The sequence below is a fragment of the Microbacterium hydrocarbonoxydans genome (assembly GCF_011752045.1).
GTDB lineage: Bacteria > Actinomycetota > Actinomycetes > Actinomycetales > Microbacteriaceae > Microbacterium.
The window spans coordinates 601119-624089 of record NZ_JAAKXW010000001.1 but is presented as its reverse complement, the minus strand read 5'-3'; the positions used below and the strand labels follow the sequence as shown (position 1 = coordinate 624089).

Sequence of the window (22971 nt, the reverse complement as noted above, 5' to 3'; positions counted from 1 at the left end):
AAGGACCGATGTCTCACCCCCTACCCCCTTCAGGACGAACTGTTCACACGACGGACCCCGACGGCACCGTCCGGGACTGGCTGGCCTCCCCGGCCTGGGCACGCCCCTGCGACGACCTCGAGGCCTTCCTGGTCGCGACCGGAGACCCGTGGGGTGAGGAGCGGCGGTTCTCGGACGGACTGCCCTCCGCGTCCGACGGCCGATGGGTGCTCACCCAGGGGCCGGACGTCGGCCCGTTCAAGGAGCGGCTGCTCGCGGCGCACCGCACGGACGACGGGCAGGAGCTGCCGGAGATCTCCGAGGGGGCCGCCATCGGCTGGACCGCGTTCGGAGAGCGCTTCGAGGGAGCCTGGCGTCGCGTGCGCACGGGCTGGGACGGATACGCCGACTGGTCGGCGTTCTGCTTCACCCCGGAGTACCGTGCGTCGATCGCCGCCACGGTGCTGGAGGTCGATCAGGCGGAATGGCGCACCTTCGAGCTCAGCACGACCGGTCCGTTCGTGCTCTGGGTGGACGGCGAGATCGTGCTGCGCGGCGACACCGTGTCGTACATGGAGCCCGAGACCCACAGCATCCGGCTCCGGCTGCACTCGCGGACCACGACGGTGCACCTGGCGACGTGGCAGGTGGCGTTCCGCGAGGTGCGTCATGTGGCGAGACTGCGGGTCATCGGGTTGCCGGTGCGCGTGGTCATCCCTTCTCCGGCTGCGGATGAGACCGTCGCGCGCCTCGCTGACGGAGTGCTCTCCCGCATCGCCTCGACGAGCTGGGCGCAGGAGGAGCACACCGCCGTGCTGCAGGCCCCGCGCGGCGTTCCGCTGCGCATCCGCGTCGGCGAGGGGGCCTGGCAGCGGGTGACCTCGGACGCGGACGGCCGGGTGTTCTACTCGCTGTCCGGCGCGGAGGAGGAGGAGGACGAGGGCGCCGACGTCGCGCGCTCCGCCGGCGCGTCGATGCTCTCGACCGGCGAATCGATCGTCGAGGTGGGCGTGGACGACGTGCGCTGCCCGCAGACCGTGCGACTGAAGGTGGCGCTGCTGCCGCAGGACAGCCGCACGGTGAGCGAGGGCGATCCGACGACCTGGCGTGCCGAGGTCCTCGCTCACGTCGGCGCGGCGGGCGAAGACGTGCGGGAGGTCGGGGTGGCCGGTGTGCTCGCCCGAGCCGCCCTGGATGCCGCGACGCGAGTCACCGCCGCCGACCTCGTGTCCGCCCGGCACCGTGTCGTCACCCGGGGCGACTGCGCGGACTTCGAGGTGATCGCCCTTCTCTTCGCGTGGCACTGGATCCCTGCGGAGAACTGGGAGGACGGGCTGCGCGACGAGGTCCGCCATGACATCACCGGCATGAAGTACTGGATCACCCAGCCGGGCCTCGACGCCATGTGCTACTTCACGGAGAACCACCAGTTCGTGTGGCATGTGGCGCAGACGCTGGCGGGCGAGGCCTTCGCCGACGAGGTGTTCGCCGTCGACGGCCGGTCAGGACGGGAGCACGCGGACGAGGGGCGCGCGCGAGCGGCCGCCTGGATCGCCCGCAAGCTGCAGGGCGGCTACAGCGAGTTCGACTCGAACGCGTACCTGGCGATCGACTCCTATGCCCTCACGGCGCTCATCGAGCTGGCCGCGGACGACCGGCTGACGAAGCCGGCGACGACACTGCTCGACAAGACGCTCGTCACCCTCGCATCCAACTCGTGGCGGGGCGTGCACGGGGCAGCGCACGGACGATCCTACGTGCACACGCTGCGCAGCAGCCGGTACGAGGAGACGTCGCCGATGCTGCGCCTGATCGGCGGCGTGGGCACGCTCAACGACGCCGTGCTCCCGGTGACGGCGATGGCGCTGGCGCGCCGGTACGAGATCCCCGCCGTGGTGAGGGAGCTCGCCCGCACCCAGCCGGAGGAGTGGGAGGGGCGCCAGGTGTACCGCGGCGATCTCGCCTTCGAGCGGGATCTGCTCGCCCGTCCCTACCGCTCGGACCTGCGCGTGCACCGGACTCCCGATGTGATGCTCGCCAGCGTGCAGGACTACCGCTCGGGTCTCCCCGGCCTGCAGGAGCATCTCTGGGGTGCGACCCTCGGCCGCGAGCTGCAGGTGTTCGTGACGCACCCTGCGAACGCCGACACGGGATCCGCCGCGCGGCCCAACGGCTGGGCGGGTCACCGGGTGCTGGGCCGGGTCCAGCAGCACAGGGACGCGCTCATGCACGTGCAGCGCTTCACGACGACCGATCCGCGCCGGAGCACGCACCTGTGGTTCCCTGTCGAGCAGTTCGACGAGTTCGAGCTCCGCGGGGAGTGGATTCTCGGGCGGTGCGGTGACGGCTACGTCGCGGTCGCCGCCGAAGGCGGACTGCGCCCCGTGCTCGCGGGGGACACCGCTCAGCAGGAATGGCTCCCGCGAGCCGGCGGCGCCGCCTGGATCGCGGTCGTCGGCCGCGCGGCCGCCGACGGATCGTTCCGGGACTGGGCGGATCGCCTCACGGCGAGCAGCATCGAGTGGAACCCGCTCGGCCCGGAGGATCCCGGTGTGAGCTGGACGCGGGAGGAAGGCCGCTCTCTGGAGCTCACCTTCGACGGACCGTTCCTGATCGACGGCGCCCCGGCGGGGTTCGCCGACGGCGGCGTGGAGGTCGAGCCGCATCTGCAGAACCCCGCGGTGACGCTGGCCTTCGGCCAGGCCGAGGCGAACGTCGAGTGGAACGGAGAGCGACTGGTGCTCGAGATGGAGCGGGCGATCACGCTCGCGAAGGAGGTGTCGGCAGCACATGGCCGGTGAAGACCTGTCCTCGGCGGACCTGGCGGAGAGGCCGCTGGCCCCGCTGACACGCGCGCAGTTCCTGGCGCGCCAGGACGAGCTCGAGGAGTCGCTGCTGCGCGCGACGGGGGAGCAGGGCGTGAGCCGCTGGTTCTGGGGTGAGGGCGTGTGCCTGCTCGCCGGGTTCCGGCTGGCCGGTGCCCGAGGCGAGGCGCCACCCGCCTGGGTCTCGTCGTTCGAGGCGCCCTACCTGGCCGCCGCACCGGTGATCGAGCACGTGAACAACCTCGCACCCGGGGCCGTGCTGTGCGAGCTCCAGCGCGACGATCCCCGCGACGAACGGCTCGGCCTCATCGAGGCGTGCCTGGACTGGTACCGGTCGGCGCCGGAGGCGACCAGGGCGCCGAACGGCGCCCTGGAGCACTGGCCCGGCGGCGTCTGGGCGGACACCGTGTACATGGCCGGGCAGTTCCTCCTGCGGGTCGGCGGGGTTCTGGGGCGCCCGGAGTACGAGCAGGAGGCGCTGACCCAGTGGCTGGCGCACGCCGAGCTGCTGCAGCATCCGTCGAACCGACTGCTGGTGCACGGAACCAACGGCGGTGTGCGGATCGACTGCCATTGGGGACGAGCCAACGCATGGTTCGCCCTGGCCGGCGCCGATCTGCTCGCCGCCACCGGCGACGATCGGGTGCGGGAGCGCCTCGTCGCCCTGCTGCGCGCCGTCGCCGCCCTCCAGCCGGAGCACGGGGTGTGGGACGTGCTCGTGGATTCCCCGCCGGAGGTCCGCGGGCTCCTGGAGACGTCCGCCGCCGCCGGGCTCGGGGCCGCGCTGCTGCGCACCGCGCGGCTCCTCGGGCCGGAGGTGCTCGGTGCCGAGCTTCACGCGACGCTGTTCGAGGCGGGGGAGCGCGCCGTCCTCGGCACGGCCGCGTACGTGGACTCGGGGCTGCTTACGCGCGTGAGCGCGGGCACGATCCTGCAGCTCATCCCGTTCGGCTACTCGGTCATCCGAGACGACCGCCCGCAGCCCTGGGGCCAGGGCCTGATGATGGAGGCGCTCGCGGCCTGGCGCGAGACGCACGACGGAACGACCCCCGCCGAGGAGAGGACACAGCGATCATGACCGTGGAGACCCGCTACGCGCACAGCCCCTCGGCCGTGCGGCAGATGGACACCGCCGCCCTGCGGGAGGCCTTCGTCGACGACGGACTCTTCGCCGAGGGCGAGTGCCGCGGCGTGTACCTGCACCACGACCGCATCCTCGCGTTCGGGATCGTCCCGCTCGCGGAGCCGCTCGGCTTCCCCCACGTCGATCAGGTGCGTGCCGCGCACGTGCTGCAGCGGCGAGAGGCGGGGGTGCTGAACATCGGCGGACCCGGGGCCGTCACCGTCGACGGGCAGACCCTCGAGCTGGCGAACAAGGAGGCGGCGTACCTCGGACGCGGAGGGGCGGATGTCGCGTTCAGCTCGGAGGATCCGGATCATCCGGCCGTCTTCTACGTCTTCACGGCCGTGGCGCACACGTCCCTGCCGCACGTGAAGATCGGGCGCGAGCAGATGAACATCGTCGAGATCGGCGCCCCCGAGAGGTCGAACCACCGCACGCTGCACCAGTGCATCATCGAGGGGAGGACCGCGAGCGCCAACATCGCGTTCGGGTTCACGACCGTGCACAGCGGAAGCACCTGGAACACGATGCCGCCGCACACGCACGACCGCCGCACCGAGTGCTACCTGTACTTCGACCTCGACGAGGATGACCGCGTCTTCCACTTCCTCGGCCTGCCCGAGGAGACGAGGCACGTCGTGCTCGAGGACCGCGCCCTCGTCGCCTCGCCGAGCTGGTCGGTGCACTTCGGAGCGGGCACAGGGCCGTACAGCTTCGTGTGGGCGACGGCGGGTGAGAACGCCGCGTACGATGACATGGATCATGTGACGCTCTCTCAGATCCGCTGAGGTCACGGAAGGGGAGGGGAATGCCGGACCGCCAGCCGCCGCCGTCGGCCCTCGCGAAGGGGCTGAACATGCTCGAGGCGATGATGACGGCCGATCGGCTGTCCGATCTGGCGAAGGCGACGGACCTCTCCGTGAGCACCGCGCATCGGGTGCTCGGAGAGCTCGTCGCCACCGGATGGGCCTACCAGGATGCGGACAAGCGCTACGTTCCGGGACGGCGCATGCACGCGCTGGCCGGACTGCTCCGCGAGGACGGCGAGATCGGCCGCGTCGCGCGCCCGGCGCTGGAAGAGCTGCGCAGGGCCACGGGCATGACCGTGCACTTCGGGCTGATCAAGGGCGACAGCGTCATGTACGCGGCGAAACTCGACGGCCTGGGTTCGTACCGGATGCTCTCCCGGGTCGGGGGACTGGTGCCGCTGTACTCCACCTCGATCGGCAAGGCCTTCCTCGCCACGCTGCCCGACGCCCGAGTCGCCGAGATCGTGAAGCGCACCGGCATGCGCGGCGTCACCGATTCGACGCACACCTCGCTGCCCTCGCTGCTGGAGGATCTGCAGTCGACCCGCCAGCGAGGATGGGCGATCGACAACGGGGAGAACGAACCAGGACTCCGGTGCGTGGGCGTTCCCGTGCTGAACGCCGCGGGGATCGCCATCGGCGGCGTGAGCGTCTCGGCGCTGGAGTTCGAGCTCCCCGTGACGAAGCTGAGGGAGGTCGCCGAGCACGTCGTGCACGCGGGCCGCGACATCAGCGACGCCCTCGGGCACGAAGCCGTGGACGACCGCTGAGACGACGAAGGCGGGCCCGGAGCTCAGCTCCGGGCCCGCCTCGTCAGCGATGCAGGATCACTTCACGTCGTCGTCGACCCAGTCCATCGACTTCGTGACGGCCTTGCGCCACAGGCGCAGCTGGCGGTCGCGCTCGGCGGCGTCCATCGACGGCTCCCAGCGCTTGTCCTCCTGCCAGTTCGCGGACAGGTCGTCCAGACCGTTCCAGAACCCGACGGCGAGGCCGGCCGCGTAGGCTGCACCGAGCGCCGTCGTCTCCGCGACGACCGGGCGGACGACCGGCACGCCGAGCACGTCGGCCTGGAACTGCATGAGCGCGTCGTTCGCGACCATGCCGCCGTCGACCTTGAGCTCGGTGAGATCCACGCCGGCGTCCGCGTTGACCGCGTCGAGCACGTCGCGGGTTTGGAAGGCCACGGCCTCCAGCGCGGCGCGCGCGATGTGGTTCTTGTTCGCGTAGCGGGTGAGGCCGACGATCGCGCCGCGGGCGTCGGGACGCCAGTACGGGGCGAACAGACCGGAGAACGCGGGGACGATGTACACGCCGCCGTTGTCCTCGACCTGCTTCGCCAGCTCCTCGACCTCGGGTGCGGAGCTGATGATGCCGAGCTGGTCGCGCAGCCACTGGATCAGCGATCCGGTGACGGCGATGGAGCCCTCGAGGGCGTAGTGCGTCGGTCCGTCGCCGAGCTTGTAGCCGACGGTGGTGAGCAGCCCGTTCTTCGAGTGGACGATGTCCTCGCCCGTGTTGAAGATGAGGAAGCAACCGGTGCCGTAGGTGTTCTTGCTCTCACCGGCGTTGAACGCGGCCTGCCCGAAGGTCGCGGCCTGCTGGTCGCCCAGGATGCCGGCGATCGGCGTCTCGCGAAGCAGCGAGGAGTCCTCGGCGGCGCCGTACACCTCGGAGGAGGAGCGGATCTCCGGCATCATCGAACGCGGCACGCCGAACGCCTCGAGGATGTCGTCGCGCCACTCGAGCGTCTCCAGGTCCATGAACATGGTCCGCGAGGCGTTGGTCACGTCCGTGGCGTGCACGCCGCCGTCGACGCCGCCGGTGAGGTTCCACAGCACCCAGCAGTCCGTGGTGCCGAAGAGCAGGTCGCCCGCCTCGGCCTTCTCACGGGCGCCCTCGACGTTCTCGAGGATCCACGCGATCTTGGTGCCCGAGAAGTACGTCGCCAGCGGCAGGCCGACGACGGGCTTGAAGCGCTCGACGCCGCCGTCGGCCGCGAGACGGTCGACGATGGGCTGCGTGCGGGTGTCCTGCCAGACGATCGCGTTGTACACGGGCTCGCCGGTGGTCTTGTCCCAGACCACCGCGGTCTCGCGCTGGTTGGTGATGCCGACCGCGGCGATGTCGTGACGGGTGAGGTCGGCGCGGCTGAGGGCCAGGCCGATGACCTCCTGGACGTTGCGCCAGATCTCCGACGCGTCATGCTCGACCCATCCCGCCTGCGGCAGGATCTGCTCGTGCTCCTTCTGACCGGTCGCGACGATGCTGCCCTTCTTGTCGAAGATGATCGCGCGACTGGAGGTGGTTCCCTGATCGATGGCGATGATGTAGTCGGCCATTGTTTTCTCCTTTGAATTCAGGTGGCGGTTCAGGCGAGGTTCAGCAGGACGGGCGCCGCCAGGGCTGCGAGGGCGCCGCCGATGAGCGGGCCGACGACGGGGACCCACGAGTAGGACCAGTCGCTGGAGCCCTTGCCCTTGATCGGCAGGATCGCGTGGGCGATGCGCGGACCGAGGTCACGGGCGGGGTTGATCGCGTAGCCGGTCGGACCACCGAGCGAGGCGCCGATGCCGACCACGAGGAGGGCGACGGGCAGCGCGGTGAGCGGGCCGAGTCCGCCGGGCGTGCCGATCTCGATGTCGCCGTAGTCCGCGAACGCGAAGATCACGAAGACGAGGACGAAGGTGCCGATGATCTCGGTGACGAGATTCCAGCCGTAGGAGCGGATCGCGGGACCGGTCGAGAAGACGCCGAGCTTGTTGGCCGCCTCGGGCTCCTCGTCGAAGTGCTGCTTGTACGCGAGCCAGACCAGGATCGCGCCGACGATCGCACCCAGCAGCTCCGCGCCGGTGGCGACGGCGAACTGGGAGAAGTCGATCTTGCCGGCGACCAGCAGGCCGATGCCGACGGCAGGGTTGAGGATCGCGCCGGAGTAGGCGGAGACGAGCACACCGGCGAAGACCGCCAGGCCCCATCCCCAGTTGACCATCAGGAAGCCGCCGCCGAAGCCCTTGTTCTTCGTGAGAACGACGTTGGCGACGACGCCGCCACCGAGGAGGAGCAGCATCGCTGTGCCGACGAACTCCGACAGGAAGTAGAGACCGAGGTTCACTTCAGTCATGTCTTCATTGACCTTTCTTACGTGCCGGGACCCCTCTGCCCCGGCACAGTTGTGGGAGATACGCCGCGAGGAGGGCGGCGGGCGGATTCCCGTCAGCCGCGGGTGCGGGACGGGATGTGAAGTCCGTGGCGCTCGTTGAGCAGAAGCCGGGTCTGCTCGAGCTCGGCGTCGTGGCGGTGGCTGTCCCAGCCGAGAAGAGGGGCGAGGGCGTCGGCGATCTCCTCGAGGACGCCGGCGTCGACATGGCCGGTGAAGGCGAGGCTCGTGCGGCGGAGGACGACGTCCTGCAGCCGCGCGACCAGCTCGTTGCGCACCATCCACTCGAGCTCGCGCGTGGACAGGTCGCCGCCGGCGAGCGGGGCGTCCGCGCCCTGCTCGACGAAATCCCAGACCTGCGCTGCGCGAGTGCCGTACCGGGCGAGGAGGTGCTCGGCCCGGTCGCCGGCGCCCGCCAGGTTCTCCTGGATCCAGATGCGACGAGCCTTCTCGGTCCGCGGGAAGTCACGGCCCCCTCCGATCGCGCGGCCGGCCGTGGACACGGTACGGGTGCGGCCGATGAGGCCGAGCACCACGTCGGAGAGGGACTCGCCGAGGGCGCGGAACGTGGTCCACTTGCCGCCGACCAGGCTGACGAGCGGGACGGCGCCCTTCTCGTCGACCTCGATGCGGTAGTCGCGCGAGACGAAGCCCGGCGCGGTGTCCTCATGACGGGGGAGCGGACGGATGCCGGAGAAGTTGTAGACGATCTGATCGCGCGATACGGCGATCTGGGGGAAGACGTGGTGGATGAGGTCGAAGAAGTAGTCGATCTCCTCCTCGGTGCACACCGGCACCTCACGAGGGTCGGCGTCGATGTCCGTGGTGCCGACCAGCACGCGTCCCTTGAGCGGGTAGATGAGGACGATGCGCCCGTCGGAGTGCTCGAAGAAGATCTCGCGGCCGCGGGTGGCCTCCAGGAGCTCCGGGTGGTCCAGGACGATGTGCGATCCCTTGGTGCCGCCCATGAAGCGGGTGTCGGCGCCGAGTGCGTCGTTGGTGAGGTCGGTCCACGGGCCGGAGGCGTTCACGACGACGTCGGCCGTGACGGCGAACTCCGTGCCGCTCTCGCGGTCGCGCAGGATGACCTTGTCGCCGTCTCGGGCGACGGCCTCGACGTAGTTGAGGGCGATGGCGCCGGGATGAGCGGCCCTGCCGTCCTGGAGCACGTCGAGCGCGAGGCGCTCCGGATCGTGCATGGAGGCGTCGTAGTAGGTCGCCGTGTACTTGATGTTCGGGTCGAGCGCCGGCAGTTCGGCGAGCGAGCGCTTCCGGCCGAGGAATCGGTGACGCGGCACCGTGCCGCCGTCGCGCGAGAACGTGTCGTAGATGGTGAGGCCGACCTTGATGAGGAAGGCGCCGCGCTCCTGGGGCTTGCCGCTGCGGTGCGTCAGGAAGCGCAGGGGAGCGGAGAGGATCCCCGAGAACGTGGAGTAGATCGGAATCGTCGTCTGCAGCGGCTTCACGTAGTGGGGTGCGATCTTCAGCAGGCCGTTGCGCTCCTCGACGGACTCGCGGACCAGGCGGAACTCGCCGTTCTCCAGGTAGCGGATGCCGCCGTGGATCATGTGGCTCGATGCCGACGATGCGCCGGAGGCGAAGTCCCCGCGCTCGACCAGGACGACGTCGACGCCCTGGAGAGCAAGATCGCGGAATGTCGAGATGCCGTTGATCCCGGCACCGATGACAAGGACGCTCGTGCGCCCGGACTCGCGGACGGCGCGGACCTCCGCGCGCTCCGGCGATGAGTGTGTCGACTCGATCATCTTCGACCTCTCTTCTCTGCTTGCCCCCAGCTTCGACCCGACGCGCGGTGCGCGCAAGCGGAGTGCACATATGTGCAAGGATCGAGGGCGAGGAGGCATCGGTGACACATCCAGACGCGAGAACTCGCGACGCCAAGCTGATCGCCGCGCTCACTGCGGCCCAGCTCTACTACATGCAGGACAAGACGATGGAGGTCATCGCGCAGGAGCTCGGCACGTCGCGATCCTCCGTCTCCCGCCTGCTGAGCTTCGCGCGGGAGAGCGGTCTGGTCGACATCCGTATCAACTCGCCCCTCGAGCGGCTCGGCATGCTCGAGCAGCGCATCAGGGACCGCCACCACGTCGTGGCGCACGTCGTCCCGATCCCCGAGATCGTGAGCGAGGTCGAGCGGCTGGAACGCGTCGCGCTGACCGCCGGCCGTCTGCTGTCGCAATTCGTGGACTCGAACATGATCATCGGCATCGCGTGGGGATCGACCATCAGCGCGGTCAGCCGGGGGCTCACCCAGAAGGAGACGCACAACACGACATTCGTGCAGCTCAACGGCGCGGGGAACACGCAGACCAGCGGCGTCGAGTACTCCAGCGACATCCTGCAGCGGTTCGGCAGCGCCTTCGGCGCGCAGGTGCAGCAGTTCCCGGTCCCCGCGTTCTTCGACGATCCGTCGACGAGGGAGGCGATGTGGCGGGAGCGCAGCACCCTGCGCGTGCTCGATCTGCAGGCGAAGATGGACCTCGCGGTGTTCAGCCTCGGCTCACCTGCCGCGGAGGTGCCCAGCCGCGTGTACGTCGGCGGGTACCTGGGGCGCGACGACTACCGCAGCCTCCGGGAGGATCACGCGATCGGCGATGTCGCGACCGTCTTCTTCCGTGCGGACGGATCGTGGCGGGACATCAGGGTCAATGCCAGGGCGACCGGTCCGGGACTCGACCGTCTGCGTCGGGTGCCGCGGCGCGTCTGCGTCGTCTCCGGCGTCCCGAAGCTCGCCAGCCTGCGGGCAGCGATCGCCGCGGACCTCATCACGGACGTGGTCCTCGACGAGGGACTCGCCCGTCGTCTCGTCGAGGACTGAGCTCACGAGGCTGCGGTCGACGTCTCGGGGCCGGAGCGGAACTCGCGGATGAGATGCTGCACCACCGCGGAGAGATCGCCACCGGCGGCGTCTGCCACGGCCAGCTGCCTGGCGTAGCTCGCTCCCGCGTCGAGGATCGTCGTCACGCTGGCGAACTCGGCGGCGCAGCCGAGGTCGACCGCGACCGGGGCGAGCTTCTCGAGCGTCTCGGCAAGGTGCGCGCGCACCGGGCGCTGGGTGCCGGCGGCGTCCACGATCACCCTCGCATCGAGTCCGTAGCGCGCAGCGCGCCACTTGTTCTCCCGGTGGAACCACGCCGGCAGCTCCGGGAGCGCGCGCCCTTCATCCAGGTCCCTGGAGAACTGCTCCACGAGCACCTGCACGAGGGAGGCGACCGCCGCGAGCTCGGGCAGCGTCGACATCCCGTCGCACGCGCGGACCTCGATCGTCCCCCAGCGCGGCGCGGGCCGGATGTCCCATCGGACCTCGGAGGCGTCGGCCATCACCCCGGTGCGGACCATGTCGTCGAGGTAGGACTCGAACTCCGACCAGTCGTGCAGTGGCCAGGGGAGCCCCGCGGTGGGGAGCTGCTGGAAGACGAGGGCGCGGTTCGAGGCGTAGCCGGTGCGCTCTCCCGCCCAGAACGGGCTGGAGGCCGCGAGCGACTGCAGGTGAGGGAGGAAGCCCGCGAGCGCGTTGATGATGGGGAACACCTTGCGGCGGTCTTCGACGCCGATGTGCACGTGGATGCCCCAGATCATCATGTTGCGCCCCCACCACTGGGTGCGCTCGATGAGGGTGTGGTACCGGGTCTTGTCCGTGACCCGCTGGTCGTACCACTGCGCGAACGGGTGGCTGCCGGCAGAGAGCAGCTCGATCCCCGCCGGCTCGGTGGCGGAGCGGACGGCGGCGATCGCCCTGGCGACGTCGTCGACGGCCTGCGCGACGGAGGAGCCTATCCCGCTCGTCACCTCGATGGTGTTCGTCAGCAGCTCGCCGGTGACGGTGTGACGCTCATCGGCGCTCTCCTCCTCGAGGGCGGCGAGCAGCTCCGGGGCACGGCCGACCAGGTCGCCGGTGGCGGGATCGGCGAGCATGATCTCCCACTCCAGGCCGACGGTGGAGCGGTCCGAGCGGGCGAAATCCAGGTTCACGTGCACAGTCTGGCACGCAGCATCCGCGACACGGCAAGCACCGTGTCGCCGCGTTTCGCTCCTGGCGCGGGCATCTGGCAGAATAGAGGGTCGGACGACGTGCTCGACCCTCTATCCAGCACTCATCCTCCTTTCAGAGCTTCCGCCGGGTGTGCACCCCACTCTCCAGGCGACCGGTTCACTTCCTTCCACACCATTCAGGAGAATCGTGGCTGTCAAGATTCGTCTCAAGCGCATGGGCAAGATCCGCGCGCCTTACTACCGCATCGTCGTCGCCGACTCGCGCACCAAGCGCGACGGTCGCGTGATCGAGGAGATCGGCAAGTACCACCCCACCGAGGAGCCCTCGTTCATCGAGGTCGACTCCGAGCGGGCGCAGTACTGGCTGTCCGTCGGCGCGCAGCCGACCGAGCAGGTCACCGCCATCCTCAAGATCACGGGTGACTGGGGCAAGTTCAAGGGCGACAAGGACGCGAAGTCCACCCTCAAGGTCGCCGGCGAGAAGGCCGTCTTCGAGATCGACGCTGCCAAGAAGTCGGTCATCAAGCCCAAGGCGGAGAAGAAGGAGGAGGCTCCCGCTGAGGAGGCTCCCGCCGCCGTCGAGGCCGACGCGGAGGCCGCTGAGGCTCCCGCCGCCGACGCCGAGTAATCCGTCGTGCTCGCCGCCGCGCTCGAACACATCGTCAAGGGGATCGTCGATCACCCCGAGGATGTGCGCATCAACGCCTCCACCTCGCCGCGAGGCGATCTCCTCGAGGTGCGCGTGCACCCCGACGACCGTGGACGCGTGATCGGGCGCGGCGGCCGCACCGCGAAGGCACTGCGCACGCTCATCTCCGCCCTGGCGGATGGGCGTCGCGTCCGCGTCGACGTCGCGGACGACTGACGTGGTCGCGAAAGACCGCAACCAGGGCAAGAACCAGCTGCGCGTGGGGCGCCTCGTCAAGGCGCACGGCCTGAAGGGCGCGCTGAAGCTGGAGCTGTACACCGACAACCCGGAGCGACGGTTCGTCCCCGGGGCCGAGTTCACGCTGCAGGTGCCCGAGGCATCTCCGTGGCACGGCAAGACCGTGACGGTGCGTGAGTACCGGGTCATGAACGGCAACCCCGTGGTGTTCCTCAAGGACGTCGACGACCGCACCGCCGCCGAGAGCCTGGTGCGCGCGATCCTCTGGATCGACCAGGACGTCGACGAGGTCGAGGACGACGCGTGGTTCGACCACCAGCTCGTCGGGCTCGACGTCGTGCGCGACGACACCGTCGTCGGCCGGGTGGTCCGGGTCGACCACTTCCCGGCGCAGGATCTGCTGATCGTCAAGTCGGGAGACCAGGAGGTCATGGTCCCGTTCGTGCAGGCGATCGTGCCGACCGTCGACGTCGCCGCCGGCCGGGTCATCGTGACTCCTCCGCCCGGGCTCTTCGAGGAGCTCCCGGATGCAGAGGACGACGCCGTGTCGGCCGAAGAGGCTCCGAGCGCCGACGCGGCCGAGTGACCGCTGATACGGTTCCCCCGTGCGCATCGACGTCCTCTCCATCTTCCCTTCGTACTTCGACGGCCTGACGCTGTCCCTGCTGGGGAAGGCACAGGATGCCGGCATCCTCGACCTCTCGGTGCGAGACCTGCGCGACTGGACCCATGACCGCCATCGCACCGTCGACGACACACCGTACGGCGGCGGCGCCGGGATGGTGATGAAGCCGGAGCCGTGGGGACTCGCCCTCGACGAGGTGACCGCCGGTTCCGAGCACCCGACGATCATCTTCCCCTCCCCTGCGGGGGAGGTCTTCACGCAGAAGACCGCCAGGGAGCTCTCCGTGCGGGATCATCTCGTGTTCGGCTGCGGTCGCTACGAGGGCATCGACGAGCGCGTCTTCGAATACGCGGCGTCGCTCGGCGAGGTGCGCCTCATCAGTCTCGGCGACTATGTGCTGAACGGGGGAGAGGTCGCCACGATGGCGATGGTCGAGGCGATCGGCCGGCTCATCCCCGGCGTGGTCGGCAACCCTGACAGTCTCGTGGAGGAATCGCACGAGGACGGCCTGCTCGAGTACCCGTCCTACACGAAACCCTCCGTGTGGCGTGAGCGCGCCGTTCCCGACGTCCTGCTCAGCGGAAACCACGGTGCGATCGCGGCCTGGCGTCGGGAGCAGCAGCTCGAGCGCACCCGCCGGCGTCGACCGGATCTCCTCCGCGCGGCCGACGCCGACGCCTGAGACTCGGGCCCCCGGCGCGCTGGTAGCGTCGAGACATGGTCGATGAGGTGCTGGCGAAGTCATTCGAGAAGACCGGAGCGGACTACGATCGCTTCCGTCCCGGGTTCCCGCCGGCGGTCGCTGAGCACGTGATCCCGACGCGTATCGCGACCGTGCTCGATCTCGGCGCCGGTACAGGCAAGTTCACCGAGCAGCTCGTCGGCCGCGCCGATCGGGTCATCGCCGTCGAGCCGTCGGCCGCCATGCTCGACGTCCTGCGCGCGAAGCTTCCGGAGGTCGAGGCGCTCGAGGGAAGCGCCGAGACGATCCCGCTGCCGGATGGGGCGGTGGACGCGGTCGCAGTCGCTCAGGCGTTCCACTGGTTCGATCGCGAACCCGCCTGCGCCGAGATCGCACGCGTGCTCGCGCCCGGAGGGACGCTCGCGCTTCTCTGGAACCACTCGGATGCCGCATGCGCCTGGGACCGCGCCGCTCACCGTATCGCACACCCCGCCTTCGGCGAATCCGACGGGACGACGGACAGCGCCGCGGACGAGCTGCCCGGATTCGAGTTCGAGGCCAGGGAGGAGTTCGGCTGGAGCGAGCGGATCTCCCGCGCGGACTATCTGGCGCGCTGGGGGACGGTGAGCACCTTCCTCGTCGCAGACGACGAGACCAGGGCCGCGCTGACCGCGGAGATCGAGCGCATCCTCGACGGGGACCCCGAGACCGCCGGCCGTGCCGAGTTCGAGCTGCCGCTCGTCACCGACGTGTACCTCTACCGCCGCGCATGAGGATCTGGTCGCTCCATCCGCAGTACCTCGACCGTCAGGGCCTGCTCGCCTGCTGGCGGGAGACGCTGCTGGCCCAGGCAGTGCTGGCAGGTCGCACACGGGGGTACGACAGGCATCCGCAGCTGGAGCGGTTCCGAGCATCCGCTGACCCGCTCGCCGCGGTCGCGTCGTACCTGCACGCGGTCGCGGACGAGGCGGATGCCAGGGGGTACCGCTTCGATCGCACTCGCGTCGACCTTTCCGGCGCGGGTGCCGACGCGATCGATGTGACGACCGGCCAGTTGGCGCTGGAGTGGGCGCACCTGTCGGGCAAGCTCGCCGTGCGGGACCCCGGGCGTCTGAGCCGCTGGGGCGAGCTGACCGCGCCGGAGGCGCATCCGCTCTTCCGGATCGTGGACGGCCCCGTCGCGGGCTGGGAGCGGGCGCGCCCGCTCGGCTGACACGTCACGAGCTCGGCGCCGAGGGCGCGGCGGCAGACGTCGACAGCGGAGCGCCGGCGCCCTACGATCGGAGCGCATCCGTCCCTTCGCAGGGAGCATCATGACCGTCAGCCGCACGTTCGACATCTACGCCAGTCGACCGCGTCCAGCTGACGATCTTCCCGGTCATCACCGGACGGACCGAGGAGGACTCCCATGGAAAGACGTGTGCTGCAGATGCGGCTCGTGGTCGAAGCGGCGGACTACGAGGAGGCGGTGGCCTTCTATCGTGACGTGCTCGGCGCTCCCGAAGAGCTGTTCGTCGACAGCGGAGACGGAGCACGGGTGACGATCCTGGACGTCGGACGCGCGACACTCGAGCTGAGCACGCCGGAACAGGTCGAGCTGATCGATGAGGTGGAGGTCGGGCGCCGAGTGAGCCCGCGCCTCCGGGTGGCGTTCGAGGTCGCGGACGCGGCCGCGACGACCGCGGAGATGGCGGCGGCAGGAGCGGAGGTGGTGGCGCCACCGACTCGCACCCCGTGGGAGTCGCTCAACGCCAGGCTCGAAGCGCCCGCGGACCTGCAGATCACGGTCTTCGAGGAACTCCGCTGAGCTCTCGCCGCAGCCGTGCGCTCAGTCGACGCCGAGGAACGAGCGGTCGGTGAGGATGATCGGGCCGTCCGCCGTGACGGCGACCGTGTGCTCGGAGTGCGCCCCGCGGGAGCCGTCGGCGCTGCGCAGAGTCCAGCCGTCCGGGTCCGTGACGAGCTCATCGGTGGTGGCGAGCAGCCACGGCTCCAGTGCGAAGACGAGGCCCGCGCGCAGGGGGAAACCGCGTCCGGCTCGGCCGTCGTTCGGCACGTGCGGATCGCCGTGCATGATGCGCCCGACGCCGTGTCCGCCGAAGTCGGTGTTGATGGAATACCCCTCGCCGTGGGAGACCTCCGCGATGGCGGCGGAGATGTCGCCGATCCGGTTGCCGACGACGGCCGCGGCGATGGCGGCGTCCAGTGCGCGCTCCGTCGTGTCGATCAGGCGGAGGTCCTCGTCGCGAGGAGTGCCGACGACGAAGGAGACGGCGGAGTCCGCCACCCATCCGTCGACGGAGACGGCGAAGTCGAGGGAGACCAGGTCGCCGTCGCGCAGCGCGTAGTCGAAGGGGAGGCCGTGCAGCACGGCGTCGTTGACGGAGGTGCAGATGACCTTGCCGAAGGGGCTCGCGCCGAACGAGGGGTGGTAGTCGATGTAGCAGGACTCGGCACCGGCCCTGCGGATCAGGTCGTGCGCACGGCGGTCGATGGCGAGGAGGTTGGTCCCGACCTTGGTCTCCTCCCGGAGGGTCGCCAGGGTCTCGGCCACGAAACGGCCGGCGGCGCGCATCTCGTCGATCTCGGCAGGGGTGCGCAGTTCGATCATCGGGTGTCCTCTCGTCGGCATCCATTCTCCCCGATGCCGGAGGGGCCTGCGTCCGCGCGCTCTCAGCGAACACCGGGATCGGCGACGGCCGGCCGTCGTACGATCGCAGCATGTGGTTGCGTCAGGCGTTCTTCCGCTGGCTGATCCCGGCGGCCTTCGTGCTGCCGCTCTGGCTGCTGGTCGGCTGGGGCGTGTTCCAGGGCGGCTGGGCGATCCTCTGGGTGCTGTTCATCGCGGTTCCGTCGGTCTTCGCCGGACAGCTGCTGCTCACGCTGCTCACGCGGTCGCGCCCCTCGGTGCGCGTCGAGCGCGCGGTGTCCTGGTGGGACGTCTCCGGGTTCACGCTGTGGCACGGCCTGACGGTCGCAGTCGGCTTCTTCGTCGACGGTGCCTTCGGGTGGCTCCTGACCGGGGCGATCGTGGTCGGCATCGCGCTCATCTGGCTGCAGCTGTGGCAGCTGTGGAACGAGGCGAAGGGGTCGGGCGCGCGGATCCGCGAGACGATCTCCTGGTCGACGATCCCCGCGACGGACGGGCCCGCAGCACCCACCAGGGCCCATGACGTGATCGTCGTGCGAGAAGGCCGGCCGAAGGACTGAGCGCCGGGCGCGCGGCGTTTTGGCCGGGCGCCGCATCCGTGGCAGAATGGTTCCTTGTGCCGTGACCGGCTCTGCCTCAGGGGAGCCCGCGGACGCTTCGGCGCCGTACGGTGCACACCCGTTCTTATTCCTTCCAGCATCATGCATCCGACCTGAGGCGAGTGCAGAGAGAGACGATCATGCAGATCCTCGACGCCGTCGACGCGGCTTCGCTCCGTTCGGACATCCCTGTCTTCAACCCCGGTGACACGGTCAACGTGCACGTGAACATCACCGAGGGCAACCGCTCCCGTATCCAGGTCTTCAAGGGCGTCGTCATCGGCCGCTCGGGCGACGGCGTGCGTGAGACCTTCACGGTCCGCAAGATCAGCTTCCAGGTGGGCGTCGAGCGCACCTTCCCGGTGCACTCGCCGGTGATCGACCACATCGAGGTCGTCACCCGCGGTGACGTGCGTCGCGCGAAGCTCTACTACCTCCGCCAGCTCCGTGGCAAGAAGGCGAAGATCAAGGAGAAGCGCGACAACCACTGACGCGCAGATTCTCCACAGCACCCCGGGACACGATGTTCCGGGGTGCTGTGTTCTCCCCGCGGTGTGCGAACCTAGGTAGTGCCGTCTCAGAGCGGTGCGAGACTGCGAAGGAAGCTTGATGACGACTCACCCCGCGCCCACCTCCCGACGCGCGGCCAGACGGCGGCGGGGCCTGCTCGTCTTCCTGCGGGACGTGCTCATCATCGTCATCATCGCGGCTCTGGTCTCCTTCGTGGTGAAGACGTTCGTCGTGCGGTCGTTCTACATCCCCTCGGCTTCCATGGAGCGCACGCTCCTCATCAACGACCGCATCCTCGTCGACGAGCTGACGCCGCGCTGGACCGCTTACGAGCGTGGAGACGTGGTCGTCTTCAAGGACCCGGGCGGCTGGCTCGACGGCCAGTTGCAGTCCCCGGCGGCACCTCCGCTGGTCCAGGCCGTGGACTGGGTGCTCAACCTCGTCGGCATCTCGGCTTCCGACTCGCAGGATCATCTCGTCAAGCGGGTCATCGGTCTCCCCGGGGATCACGTCGTGTGCTGCAACGCTCTCGGGCAGATCACCATCAACGACGCGCCGATCGACGAGATGTCGTACCTGAACCTCCCGGAGGGGGACACCGCGGCCTCCAATGAGCCGTTCGACGTCGTCGTCCCGGAGAACTCGCTGTGGCTGCTCGGCGACAACCGCGACCGTTCGCGCGACTCCCGCGCGCACCAGGATCTGCCGAGCGGCGGATTCGTGCCGATCGGCAACGTCGTGGGCAAGGCGTTCCTGACGACCTGGCCGTTCGACCGCATGGGCGCCATCGACGGCCACCACGACATCTTCAACGGCGTGCCGGAGCCGGAATGACCGTCGTCGCACCGAAGCTGACCCTGGAGCGCAGGCTCCTCGGGGAGTGCGGTCTGATCATCTCGCTCGACGAGGTGGGCAGGGGAGCGCTGGCAGGGCCGGTGGCGGTCGGCGCGGCCGTGATGGATGCCGCGGGCGCCCGCAGACGGGTTCCGGAGGGGCTCAGGGACTCGAAGCTCGTCACAGAGAAGCGTCGTCCCGATGTCGCCGCGCGGGCGGCCGCCTGGGTGCAGGCCTCCGGCGTGGGCTGGGCGAGCGCCGCAGAGATCGATGAGGTCGGCATCATGCGGGCCCTCGGGCTCGCCGCATCCCGCGCCGTGCAGAGCGTCGTCGAGCAGGGGGCATCGGTCGAGGACGCCCTGATCCTCCTCGACGGCAACCACGACTACGTATCGAAGGTGCACCCGGTGCCGTTGCGGGTGCGCTCGGTGGTGAAGGCCGATCGGGACTGCGCCTCCGTCTCGGCCGCCTCCGTGATCGCCAAGGTCGCGCGAGACACGCACATGGCCGAGCTGCACGCGGACCACCCCGGCTACCAGTGGGACCGGAACAAGGGGTACGCGAGCCCCGAGCACCGGGAGGCGATCAGGGCGTTCGGTCTCTCCCCGTACCATCGCGCATCCTGGGCCATCGCGGATGCGGCCCCGACCCTGTTCTGAGGCGGCGGTGCGGCGGCGGCCCGCGGCCGCCCTAGGATGGATGAATCATGGATGAGGAAGCATTCGACGACTACGACCGCGAGCTCGAGCTGGCCCTTTTCCGGGAGTACCGGGATGTCGTGGCGCAGTTCCAGTACGTCGTCGAGACGGAGCGCCGGTTCTACCTCGCCAATGAGGTCAACGTGGTCCGCCGCGACACCGAGCACGACTTCTACTTCGAGATCTCGATGAGCGACGTCTGGGTGTGGGACATCTACCGCGCAGACCGCTTCGTCAAGGCCGTGCGCGTGCTGACGTTCAAGGACGTCAACGTGGAGGAGCTGCAGCGTCGCGAGTTCGAGCTGCCGCAGGAGCTCTCCCTCGACGGCGAGTGACCTCTTCTGCACCGACGTGGTGCACTGACCACTCTTCCTGAACCGCCGGGGATCTTCTCCCCGCGGGGCCGAGAGCGTCGATGCCGATCGGCAGGCTGTCGTCATGGCAGCGAAGGACATCCTCGGCAGGGCAGGCGAAGAGCGCGCCGTGCGGCATCTGACCGCGCAGGGCTACGAGATCCTCGATCGCAACTGGCGATGCCCCCAGGGCGAGATCGACATCGTGGCGCGTCGCGGCGGCATGCTCGTCGTGATCGAGGTGAAGACGCGCCGGACGGCCGCGTTCGGGCATCCCTTCGAGGCGGTGGACGGGCGCAAGCGCCGGCGCCTCTGGCAGCTCGCGCAGGCGTGGATCGCGACGAACCCGCACCTCGCGAACGGGCGGATGCTGCGGCTCGATGCGATCGGGATCATCGGCGCCGATCCGGATGCCGGCACCCTCGAGCACCTCGTGGACCTGACGTGAGGACGGCACGGACGTGGGCGGTGGCGCTCACGGGCGTCGACGGTCACCTCGTGGAGGTCGAGGCGGATCTGTCGAACCAGACGCCCGAGTTCAAGATCATCGGGCTTCCCGACAAGTCGCTCGGCGAGGCCGTGCAGCGGGTGCACAACGCATGCAAGAACGCGGGGCTGGATCTTCCGCGGAGGCGGCTCACCGTGAACCTGTCGCCGGCGAGCCTGCCGAAGCACGGCTCGGGCTTCGACCTCAGCGTGGCGGTCGCCACGCTTGCTGCCGGCGGCTCCCTGCAGCGGCGCTCGATCGCGCACACCGTGCACATCGGGGAGCTCGGCCTCGACGGCCGCATCCGGCCGGTGCCCGGCGTGCTGCCCGCGGTCTTCGCCGCGGCGCGGGCCGGCTTCGATTCCGTGATCGTGCCGCACGCCAACGCGGCAGAGGCGCGCCTCGTCCCCGGGATCGAGGTCAGGGCGGCATCGAGCCTCGCCGAGGTCGCGGTGTGGCACGGCGCGGAGGTCGACGTACCCGAGGTGGAGCCGGCGAGCGGGGCACCGCCCGTCGTCGACGTGACCGAGCCCCTCGATCTGGCGGACGTGGTCGGCCAGCAGGACGCGGTGGACGCCCTCATCGTCGCCGCGGCCGGCGGGCACCACATGCTGCTGAGCGGACCGCCCGGTGCAGGCAAGACGATGCTCGCCCGGCGCCTGCCGGGGATCCTTCCGCCGCTGACGGAAGAGGAGGCGCTCGAGGTCGCCTCGATCCGCTCGCTGACCGGCGAACCGGTGACGCGGCTCGATCCGCTGCCACCGCTCGAGGCGCCGCACCACAGCGCCTCCGTGGCCGCGCTGGTCGGCGGCGGGTCGCGCGCGGCCCGTCCGGGGTCGATCGTCCGCGCGCACCGCGGCGTGCTGTTCCTCGACGAGGCGGCCGAGTTCTCCCGCGTCGCGCTGGACGCCCTGCGGCAGCCCCTGGAATCGGGAGCGATCGAGGTGCACCGTGCCGGATTCATCGCGAGCTTCCCGGCACGGTTCCAGCTGCTGATGGCGATGAACCCGTGCCCCTGCGGGAACTACGGCGTGCGCGGGGCCGAATGCGTGTGCCCCTCTCTGGCGATCCGCCGCTACTCTGCGCGCCTCTCCGGGCCGCTGCGCGACCGCATCGACATCGAGCTGCAGGTCGCCCGCGTGGCGGCGTCCACGGCGACCGCCGGGATCAGGGCAGAGACCACGACCGCTGAGGCGCGTGCCCGGGTCGGCGCCGCCAGGGAGCGCGCGGCCGAGCGCTGGCGCGGGACGCCGTGGCGGCGGAACGGCGAGATCCCGGGTACGTGGCTGCGTCAGGGCTCGCTCCGCCTGGAGCCCGGTGCGCGGGCGCCGCTGGATCGCGCGCTCGAACGAGGCGCCCTCACGCTGCGCGGATACGACCGCGTGCTGAGGGTGGCGTGGACGATGGCGGATCTCGCCGAGCGTGAGCGTCCTGGCCGCGATGAGATCGGCCGAGCGCTCTATCTGAAGAAGGGACTCTCCGCATGATGGAGGAGCTGCTGGCCGACCCCGAGGTGATCGCGGCGATGCGCCGGCTCCGCGGCGACGGACCCGCAGACATCGCCGAGGTGATCGCCCGCGTCGCATGGAGCGTCGTGGCAGAGCCCGGTGACGGAGTCGCGGGCGCGCTCATCACCGAGCTCGGAGCAGCGGAGGCGATGCGGTTCGCCTTCGGTGGCGCTGCGCGCTCCGCGCCCGCGCAGCCCGGCGGTCGTGCGCTGAAGGAGGCGCTCGCGCGCTGGCGTCCGCGCGCCGCACCCCGGGCGGTGCGCGAGGCGATGAGCGGAGCCGACGAAGTCGGCGCCTCGCTGCTGCTGCCGGGGGATGCGGGCTGGCCGGCAGCCGTCGACGACCTCGGCCCGCACGCTCCGTCGCTGCTGTGGGTCCGCGGAGACGCCGGTCTCCTGACCGCCACGCCCCGGGTCGCGATCGTCGGTGCCAGGGCGGCGAGCGGCTACGGCGAGCTGCTCGCCTCCGAGTTCGCCGGCGACCTCGCCGCGACCGGCGCCGTGATCGTCTCCGGAGGCGCCTACGGCATCGACGGCGCTGCCCACCGCGCGGCCCTCAGTGTGCAGGGCGCCACCGTCGCCTTCCTGGCCGGCGGCGTCGACCGGGCCTATCCGCAGGGGCACCGGCAGCTGCTGCACCGCATCGCCGAGCGCGGAGCCGTGGTGAGCGAGGTGCCCTGCGGGGCGGCGCCCACCAAATGGAGGTTCCTCTCCAGGAACAGACTCATCGCCGCGCTCAGCGACGCCACCGTCGTCGTGGAGGCCGGATGGCGCAGCGGCTCCCTGAACACGGCAGGGCACGCGGCGGCACTGGGGCGCCCGCTCGGAGCGGTGCCAGGGCCGGTCACCTCGGCCACCTCCGCCGGCTGTCACCGGCTGCTGCGGGAGTACGACGCGCGCTGCGTGACGACGACGGCGGAGATCCGGGAGCTCTGGGCCGGCGACCAGCACGCTCCGGCCGGCGAGCAGGGAGCCGACCCGGATCAGCTGCGCCTCCTCGACGCGCTGAGCACGCGCACCGGGCTGCCGGCCCAGGAGATCGCGCGACGGAGCGGACTCGCGCCGGACACGGTCAGCGCCCTCCTCGGGCTTCTCGAGCTCGACGGCGTCGTTCAGCGCGGCGACACGGGCTGGCGCCGTGTGAGCGCACGCGAGCGGCTGGGCTGAGCCGCTCCCGGTGTCGCGCGGCGAGGCGGCGAGGTCATCGGGGGGCCTCCGGGCATGCTTGCT

Annotated in this window: 25 protein-coding genes; 20 read left to right on the top strand and 5 right to left on the bottom strand. The window is 70.3% G+C overall.

All coding sequences use genetic code 11. The features are described from left to right. Positions 1–8 precede the first annotated feature (8 nt). From G6G98_RS02960 to G6G98_RS02945, 4 genes are read left to right on the top strand one after another with little or no spacing between them, the layout of a single operon-like run. Positions 9–2780, top strand: a complete 2772-nt coding sequence (locus tag G6G98_RS02960; protein ID WP_164233706.1) for a hypothetical protein — start codon at positions 9–11, stop codon at positions 2778–2780. Then, a complete protein-coding gene (locus G6G98_RS02955) occupies positions 2770–3882 on the top strand; it encodes a glycoside hydrolase family 88 protein (protein ID WP_164233707.1) in 1113 nt (370 codons plus the stop codon). The genes G6G98_RS02960 and G6G98_RS02955 overlap by 11 nt, the downstream gene beginning before the upstream one ends. Further along, a complete protein-coding gene (gene kduI, locus G6G98_RS02950; RefSeq protein ID WP_243841981.1) occupies positions 3879–4715 on the top strand; it encodes a 5-dehydro-4-deoxy-D-glucuronate isomerase in 837 nt (278 codons plus the stop codon). The genes G6G98_RS02955 and kduI overlap by 4 nt, the downstream gene beginning before the upstream one ends. A 20-nt stretch (positions 4716–4735) precedes the next feature. Then, the gene (locus G6G98_RS02945) at positions 4736–5506 is read left to right on the top strand and encodes an IclR family transcriptional regulator (RefSeq protein ID WP_164233708.1); all 771 of its coding nucleotides are present in this window, start codon (positions 4736–4738) and stop codon (positions 5504–5506) included. Positions 5507–5563: 57 nt separating this feature from the next. On the opposite strand, the gene glpK is transcribed toward G6G98_RS02945, so the two are convergent. From glpK to G6G98_RS02930, 3 genes are all read right to left on the bottom strand, one after another. Then, positions 5564–7078, bottom strand: a complete 1515-nt coding sequence (gene glpK / locus G6G98_RS02940) for a glycerol kinase GlpK (protein WP_067351501.1) — start codon at positions 7076–7078, stop codon at positions 5564–5566. A 29-nt stretch (positions 7079–7107) separates the two neighbouring features. Next, positions 7108–7860, bottom strand: a complete 753-nt coding sequence (locus G6G98_RS02935; RefSeq protein ID WP_067351505.1) for an MIP/aquaporin family protein — start codon at positions 7858–7860, stop codon at positions 7108–7110. A 92-nt stretch (positions 7861–7952) separates the two neighbouring features. After that, complete coding sequence (locus G6G98_RS02930; RefSeq protein ID WP_164233709.1) at positions 7953–9662, bottom strand: glycerol-3-phosphate dehydrogenase/oxidase; 1710 nt, start codon at positions 9660–9662, stop codon at positions 7953–7955. A 173-nt stretch (positions 9663–9835) separates the two neighbouring features. On the opposite strand from G6G98_RS02930, the gene G6G98_RS02925 reads away from it, so the two are divergent. Further along, positions 9836–10735, top strand: coding sequence for a sugar-binding transcriptional regulator (locus G6G98_RS02925; protein ID WP_243842051.1), 900 nt, complete (start codon positions 9836–9838; stop codon positions 10733–10735). Between the two features lie 2 nt (positions 10736–10737). On the opposite strand, the gene G6G98_RS02920 is transcribed toward G6G98_RS02925, so the two are convergent. Beyond that, entirely contained in the window at positions 10738–11889 is a 1152-nt protein-coding gene (locus tag G6G98_RS02920; RefSeq protein WP_164233711.1) for a glutamate--cysteine ligase, read from the bottom strand. Positions 11890–12097: 208 nt separating this feature from the next. Here G6G98_RS02920 and rpsP point away from each other — a divergent pair, with 208 nt between their 5' ends. The 7 genes from rpsP (at position 12098) to G6G98_RS02885 (ending at position 15910) form a co-directional block, all read left to right on the top strand. Next, positions 12098–12538, top strand: a complete 441-nt coding sequence (gene rpsP, locus G6G98_RS02915) for a 30S ribosomal protein S16 (protein WP_067351515.1) — start codon at positions 12098–12100, stop codon at positions 12536–12538. A 6-nt stretch (positions 12539–12544) separates the two neighbouring features. Then, positions 12545–12775 (top strand): RNA-binding protein, encoded by a 231-nt coding sequence (locus G6G98_RS02910; RefSeq protein WP_042541671.1) that lies wholly within the window; start codon positions 12545–12547, stop codon positions 12773–12775. A 1-nt stretch (position 12776) separates the two neighbouring features. Further along, positions 12777–13382: a ribosome maturation factor RimM gene (rimM, locus tag G6G98_RS02905; protein WP_243841980.1), complete on the top strand. Its 606-nt coding sequence runs from the start codon at positions 12777–12779 to the stop codon at positions 13380–13382. Between the two features lie 19 nt (positions 13383–13401). Continuing rightward, positions 13402–14103: a tRNA (guanosine(37)-N1)-methyltransferase TrmD gene (gene trmD / locus G6G98_RS02900; RefSeq protein ID WP_164233713.1), complete on the top strand. Its 702-nt coding sequence runs from the start codon at positions 13402–13404 to the stop codon at positions 14101–14103. A gap of 35 nt (positions 14104–14138) precedes the next feature. Further along, a complete protein-coding gene (locus tag G6G98_RS02895; RefSeq protein WP_164233714.1) occupies positions 14139–14876 on the top strand; it encodes a class I SAM-dependent methyltransferase in 738 nt (245 codons plus the stop codon). After that, complete coding sequence (locus G6G98_RS02890) at positions 14873–15316, top strand: pyrimidine dimer DNA glycosylase/endonuclease V (protein ID WP_164233715.1); 444 nt, start codon at positions 14873–14875, stop codon at positions 15314–15316. The genes G6G98_RS02895 and G6G98_RS02890 overlap by 4 nt, the downstream gene beginning before the upstream one ends. 195 nt (positions 15317–15511) lie before the next feature. Then, entirely contained in the window at positions 15512–15910 is a 399-nt protein-coding gene (locus tag G6G98_RS02885) for a VOC family protein (RefSeq protein ID WP_067351529.1), read from the top strand. A 21-nt stretch (positions 15911–15931) separates the two neighbouring features. Here the strand turns inward: G6G98_RS02885 and map are convergent, their stop codons facing one another. Continuing rightward, positions 15932–16714, bottom strand: a complete 783-nt coding sequence (gene map / locus G6G98_RS02880) for a type I methionyl aminopeptidase (protein ID WP_164233716.1) — start codon at positions 16712–16714, stop codon at positions 15932–15934. Positions 16715–16824: 110 nt separating this feature from the next. On the opposite strand from map, the gene G6G98_RS02875 reads away from it, so the two are divergent. The 8 genes from G6G98_RS02875 to dprA all read left to right on the top strand — a co-directional run bounded on the left by G6G98_RS02875 (position 16825) and on the right by dprA (position 22908). After that, the gene (locus tag G6G98_RS02875) at positions 16825–17313 is read left to right on the top strand and encodes an MFS transporter permease (RefSeq protein WP_067351536.1); all 489 of its coding nucleotides are present in this window, start codon (positions 16825–16827) and stop codon (positions 17311–17313) included. Positions 17314–17492: 179 nt separating this feature from the next. Further along, positions 17493–17843 (top strand): 50S ribosomal protein L19, encoded by a 351-nt coding sequence (rplS, locus tag G6G98_RS02870; protein WP_067351539.1) that lies wholly within the window; start codon positions 17493–17495, stop codon positions 17841–17843. A 118-nt stretch (positions 17844–17961) separates the two neighbouring features. Beyond that, positions 17962–18696: a signal peptidase I gene (lepB, locus tag G6G98_RS02865; RefSeq protein WP_164233717.1), complete on the top strand. Its 735-nt coding sequence runs from the start codon at positions 17962–17964 to the stop codon at positions 18694–18696. Next, positions 18693–19355: a ribonuclease HII gene (locus G6G98_RS02860; RefSeq protein ID WP_067351545.1), complete on the top strand. Its 663-nt coding sequence runs from the start codon at positions 18693–18695 to the stop codon at positions 19353–19355. The genes lepB and G6G98_RS02860 overlap by 4 nt, the downstream gene beginning before the upstream one ends. 47 nt (positions 19356–19402) lie before the next feature. After that, positions 19403–19729, top strand: coding sequence for a DUF2469 family protein (locus G6G98_RS02855; RefSeq protein ID WP_042541663.1), 327 nt, complete (start codon positions 19403–19405; stop codon positions 19727–19729). A 103-nt stretch (positions 19730–19832) separates the two neighbouring features. Then, positions 19833–20195 (top strand): YraN family protein, encoded by a 363-nt coding sequence (locus tag G6G98_RS02850; RefSeq protein ID WP_067351549.1) that lies wholly within the window; start codon positions 19833–19835, stop codon positions 20193–20195. Beyond that, positions 20192–21721 carry a YifB family Mg chelatase-like AAA ATPase gene (locus tag G6G98_RS02845; protein ID WP_164233718.1) on the top strand — a complete coding sequence of 510 codons (1530 nt, stop codon included), beginning with the start codon at positions 20192–20194 and terminating at the stop codon, positions 21719–21721. The genes G6G98_RS02850 and G6G98_RS02845 overlap by 4 nt, the downstream gene beginning before the upstream one ends. Continuing rightward, positions 21718–22908 (top strand): DNA-processing protein DprA, encoded by a 1191-nt coding sequence (gene dprA / locus G6G98_RS02840; RefSeq protein WP_164233719.1) that lies wholly within the window; start codon positions 21718–21720, stop codon positions 22906–22908. Before G6G98_RS02845 ends, dprA begins: the two co-directional genes overlap by 4 nt. Positions 22909–22971 lie beyond the last annotated feature (63 nt).